6 protein-coding genes are annotated in these 4,488 nt (G+C 40.4%); 2 read left to right on the top strand and 4 right to left on the bottom strand.

Annotation, left to right across the window (positions count from 1 at the left end; all coding sequences use genetic code 11):
* The coding region (locus QM374_RS10610) for an IS3 family transposase (protein WP_414311723.1) at positions 1 to 671 on the top strand (671 nt) is incomplete at its 5' end.
* Positions 672 to 742: 71 nt separating this feature from the next.
* Here QM374_RS10610 and rpmG read toward each other — a convergent pair.
* The 4 genes from rpmG to QM374_RS10590 all read right to left on the bottom strand — a co-directional run bounded on the left by rpmG (position 743) and on the right by QM374_RS10590 (position 2,449).
* A complete protein-coding gene (gene rpmG, locus QM374_RS10605) occupies positions 743 to 892 on the bottom strand; it encodes a 50S ribosomal protein L33 (RefSeq protein WP_001265622.1) in 150 nt (49 codons plus the stop codon).
* A 15-nt stretch (positions 893 to 907) separates the two neighbouring features.
* Positions 908 to 1,090, bottom strand: coding sequence for a 50S ribosomal protein L32 (rpmF, locus tag QM374_RS10600; RefSeq protein WP_000290417.1), 183 nt, complete (start codon positions 1,088 to 1,090; stop codon positions 908 to 910).
* A 148-nt stretch (positions 1,091 to 1,238) separates the two neighbouring features.
* Positions 1,239 to 1,439, bottom strand: a complete 201-nt coding sequence (locus tag QM374_RS10595) for a PTS ascorbate transporter subunit IIC (RefSeq protein WP_000796543.1) — start codon at positions 1,437 to 1,439, stop codon at positions 1,239 to 1,241.
* A gap of 2 nt (positions 1,440 to 1,441) precedes the next feature.
* Positions 1,442 to 2,449 (bottom strand): SPFH domain-containing protein, encoded by a 1,008-nt coding sequence (locus QM374_RS10590; RefSeq protein ID WP_414311722.1) that lies wholly within the window; start codon positions 2,447 to 2,449, stop codon positions 1,442 to 1,444.
* 184 nt (positions 2,450 to 2,633) lie between these two features.
* Between QM374_RS10590 and ilvD the strand changes: the two genes are divergently transcribed.
* The gene (gene ilvD, locus QM374_RS10585; RefSeq protein ID WP_248035870.1) at positions 2,634 to 4,337 is read left to right on the top strand and encodes a dihydroxy-acid dehydratase; all 1,704 of its coding nucleotides are present in this window, start codon (positions 2,634 to 2,636) and stop codon (positions 4,335 to 4,337) included.
* The last annotated feature ends 151 nt before the right edge of the window (positions 4,338 to 4,488 follow it).

Genomic DNA, 4,488 nt, shown 5'->3' with positions numbered 1-4,488 from the left:
GGATTCATTTAGAACTAAGAAATCGTGGTTATCTGGTAAATCATAAAAGAGTTCAACGCTTGATGAAAGTACTCAATTTACAAGCTAAAATGCGACAGAAACGAAAATATTCTTCTCATAACGGAGAGGTTGGCAAGAAAGCAGACAATCTTATTCAACGTCAATTTGAAGCAACCAAACCAATGCAAAAGTGCTACACAGATGTGACAGAATTTGCCATTCCAGCAAGCAGCCAAAAGCTTTATTTATCGCCAGTTTTAGATGGCTTTAACAGCGAAATTATCTCCTACAATCTTTCTACTTCGCCGAACTTAGTGCAAATGAAAGCTATGCTAGAACAAGCCTTTACAGAGAACCATTACGAAAATACAATTCTCCATAGTGACCAAGGATGGCAATACCAACACGATTTCTATCATCATTTTTTAAAGAATAAGGGAATCCAACCATCTATGTCACGTAAGGGAAATAGCCCAGATAACGGTATGATGGAATCTTTCTTTGGCATTCTTAAGTCTGAAATGTTTTATGGTTATGAGAATACGTTTCAGTCACTTGAGCACTTGGAACAAGCTATTGTAGACTATATTGATTACTACAACAACAAACGAATTAAGGTAAAGCTAAAAGGACTTAGTCCTGTACAATACAGAACTAAATCCTTTGGGTAAATTAATTGTCTAACTTTTTGGGGTCAGTACAGAATCAGCGTTTTTCTTATGTATTGATTCGTATTGAATGCTTACTTCACTTCTGTAAACACAACGTGTTTGCGAAGTTTTGGTGAGTATTTCTTCAATTGAAGACGGTCTGGAGTGTTACGTTTGTTTTTAGAAGTAAGGTACAAGCGTTCACCAGATTCTTTGTGTTCAAGTGTAATATTTACGCGCATGGTATCTCCCTTCTATTATTCAGCTGATGCAGCTTTAGCGATCTTACGTCCTTTGTAGTATCCTTTAAGTGATACACGGTGAGAACGTGAGTAATCTCCAGTAGTTTCGTCAAAGTTTACAGATGGAGCTGTTACTTTGTAGTGTGTACGACGTTTGTTTTTCTTCGCTTTTGAAGTGCGACGTGCAGGTACTGCCATTTTGTTTTCTCCTTTTAAGATATAAATTCAATTAGGTTTGATTTTCATCAACTTTAATAGTATATCAAAACTTTTTTGTAAAGTAAAGTTACTTGACAAAAAAAGATGAAAAAATTTTCCTATCTAAGGTTCTGGATAGGAAAATAGGTTAAATATCAATCTCGAATGGTTCATCAATGGTTTCTGAGACGTATTTCCCGTCTTTCTTCCGTTGCTTGACACATTCTGTGAGAAGATATTCGATTTGCCCATTGACTGATCGGAAGTCATCTTCTGCCCATGATGCGAGTGCAGCATATAACTTATTCGAGAGTCGAAGGGGGATTTGCTTTTTTTTAGCTTCTGCCATTTCTAATAAAGGCTTCCTGTATTGACAATTGGTTGTGCATCATGATTGCCACAGAGAACGACTAGGAGATTTGAAACCATGGCAGCTTTACGCTCTTCATCTAGTTCAACCAACTCTCCTTCATTTAGACGTTCCAGTGCCATTTCAACCATTCCAACAGCGCCGTCTACAATCATCTTACGTGCATCGATAATAGCAGATGCTTGTTGACGTTGAAGCATGACAGCAGCAATTTCTGGAGCGTAAGCTAAGTAAGTAATACGTGCTTCAAGAATTTCCAAACCAGCATCCTCTACGCGACTTTGGATTTCTTCACGAATACGCTTAGCTACAATCTCACTAGAACCGCGGAGGCTTCCTTCATCGGCTTGCCCATCACCTGTAGTATCCACATTCGGAGACACATCGTAAGGATAGATGCGGACAATATTACGAAGGGCGCTATCACACTGCAATGAGAGATATTCTTTATAGTTATCAACGTTGAAGACTGCTTTGGCTGTATCGACAACTCTCCAAGTTACCGCAATTCCAATTTCAACAGGGTTACCTAAGCAATCGTTAATCTTTTGACGGGAATTGCTCAAGGTCATAACTTTGAGAGAAATCTGTTTCTTGCCAATTTCAATGTTTACATCATTGCCATTTGATGATTTCATTCCTGAAAAAGGAGATTTTGTGCTAACATCACCACTTTGTCCGAGTCGAGTGTGAATTGCAGGATTGACCGCTATGCTAAAAGGATTTACAAAGTAAAAACCTGGTTCTTTAATGGTACCTGTATAGTTACCAAAGAGGGTCAAAACCAGAGCTTCCTGAGGTTTGACAACTTTTAAACCAGCATGAGCTAGAGCTGAACTTAAGATTAATAAAAGCCCGATAATAATTCCAAAAATGTTTTCTGAACCAGCACCCATGATAAATATAAAGAAACCAAGTACGAGTGCCAACTCAATGAGAATCAATGCTACTACACCATTTGGTTTTGAATTGATTAGTTTTTCAGTCATCAGAATGACCTCCTATATTTGATATCTAAATGATATCACTTTAATTTTAAATGTCAACAAAAATATGTAATCTTTTTTAAGAAGATTTCAATGTATTGAATTTTCTGAAAATTCAAGAATTTTCTTCTGTTATTCATGCGAAAAATGTGCTATAATGGTAAAAACTGAAATGGGAGGGACTTGAATGACAGAATTAGATAAACGTCACCGCAGTAGCATTTATGACAGCATGGTTAAATCACCAAACCGTGCCATGCTTCGTGCAACTGGTATGACAGATAAGGACTTTGAAACACCGATTGTGGGAGTGATTTCAACTTGGGCAGAAAACACACCGTGTAATATTCACTTGCATGATTTTGGTAAGCTTGCAAAAGAAGGTGTCAAATCTGCTGGTGCTTGGCCTGTTCAATTTGGAACCATTACGGTAGCAGATGGGATTGCCATGGGAACGCCTGGTATGCGCTTCTCTTTGACATCTCGTGATATCATCGCGGACTCTATCGAAGCTGCTATGGGTGGTCATAACGTCGATGCATTTGTAGCTATCGGGGGCTGTGATAAGAACATGCCTGGTTCTATGATTGCCATTGCCAATATGGATATCCCAGCTATTTTCGCCTACGGTGGTACTATCGCCCCTGGAAAACTAGATGGTAAAGACATCGACTTGGTTTCTGTATTTGAGGGAATCGGAAAATGGAACCATGGTGATATGACCGCTGAAGACGTCAAACGTCTCGAATGTAATGCCTGCCCTGGCCCTGGTGGCTGCGGTGGCATGTATACTGCCAACACGATGGCTACTGCTATCGAAGTTTTGGGTATGAGCTTGCCAGGTTCTTCTTCTCACCCAGCAGAATCTGCTGATAAGAAAGAAGACATCGAAGCAGCTGGACGTGCTGTGGTTAAAATGCTTGAACTCGGTATCAAACCGTCTGATATCTTGACTCGTGAAGCCTTTGAAGATGCCATTACAGTGACAATGGCTCTAGGTGGTTCTACTAACGCTACTCTTCACTTGCTTGCCATTGCCCATGCTGCTAATGTTGACTTGTCACTTGAGGATTTCAATACCATCCAAGAACGTGTCCCTCACTTGGCCGATTTGAAACCTTCTGGTCAGTATGTCTTCCAAGACCTCTACGAAGTTGGTGGTGTGCCTGCAGTTATGAAGTACTTGTTGGCAAATGGATTCCTTCACGGAGACCGTATCACATGTACTGGTAAAACTGTCGCTGAAAACTTGGCCGATTTTGCAGACCTCACACCAGGTCAAAAAGTCATCATGCCACTTGAAAATCCTAAACGTGCAGACGGTCCGCTTATCATCTTGAACGGTAATCTTGCTCCTGACGGTGCAGTTGCCAAGGTATCCGGGGTTAAAGTTCGTCGTCACGTTGGGCCAGCCAAGGTATTTGATTCTGAAGAAGATGCTATCCAAGCTGTCTTGTCTGATGAAATCGTTGATGGCGATGTTGTTGTTGTTCGTTTCGTTGGACCTAAGGGTGGTCCTGGTATGCCTGAGATGCTATCACTTTCTTCTATGATCGTTGGTAAAGGTCAAGGAGACAAGGTTGCCCTCTTGACAGACGGACGCTTCTCTGGTGGAACTTATGGTCTAGTTGTCGGACATATCGCACCTGAAGCTCAGGACGGTGGACCAATTGCCTACCTTCGTACAGGAGATATCGTCACTGTCGACCAAGATACTAAAGAAATTTCTATGGCCGTATCCGAAGAAGAACTTGAAAAACGTAAGGCAGAAACAACCTTGCCACCACTCTATAGCCGTGGTGTCCTTGGTAAGTACGCCCACACCGTATCTTCTGCATCACGTGGTGCCGTGACAGATTTCTGGAATATGGAACAATCGGGAAAAAAATAACTAAAAAAATAAGCAGTCGCTAAATCAATGTCATTAAGTTAGTAATCTAACTATTTGAATAGGAGATAGGATTGAGATCATCAAAGTGATTCTCTATCCTATCTTCTATTTTTTTGCATAACAAATAAAGGTTTTTTCACCCTATTTTTTG

The sequence above is a fragment of the Streptococcus infantis genome (assembly GCF_047465525.1).
Classification (GTDB): Bacteria; Bacillota; Bacilli; order Lactobacillales; family Streptococcaceae; genus Streptococcus; species Streptococcus infantis_R.
The sequence above is the reverse complement of the archived record's forward strand: the minus strand, read 5'-3'. Positions and strand labels throughout refer to the sequence as shown.

Bases quoted from the DNA above. Each gene is read 5' to 3' on its own strand.
- rpmG (WP_001265622.1), bottom strand. From the start codon at position 892: ATGCGCGTAAATATTACACTTGAACACAAAGAATCTGGTGAACGCTTG.
- rpmF (WP_000290417.1), bottom strand. From the start codon at position 1,090: ATGGCAGTACCTGCACGTCGCACTTCAAAAGCGAAGAAAAACAAACGT.
- QM374_RS10595 (WP_000796543.1), bottom strand. From the start codon at position 1,439: ATGGCAGAAGCTAAAAAAAAGCAAATCCCCCTTCGACTCTCGAATAAG.
- QM374_RS10590 (WP_414311722.1), bottom strand. From the start codon at position 2,449: ATGACTGAAAAACTAATCAATTCAAAACCAAATGGTGTAGTAGCATTG.
- ilvD (WP_248035870.1), top strand. From the start codon at position 2,634: ATGACAGAATTAGATAAACGTCACCGCAGTAGCATTTATGACAGCATG.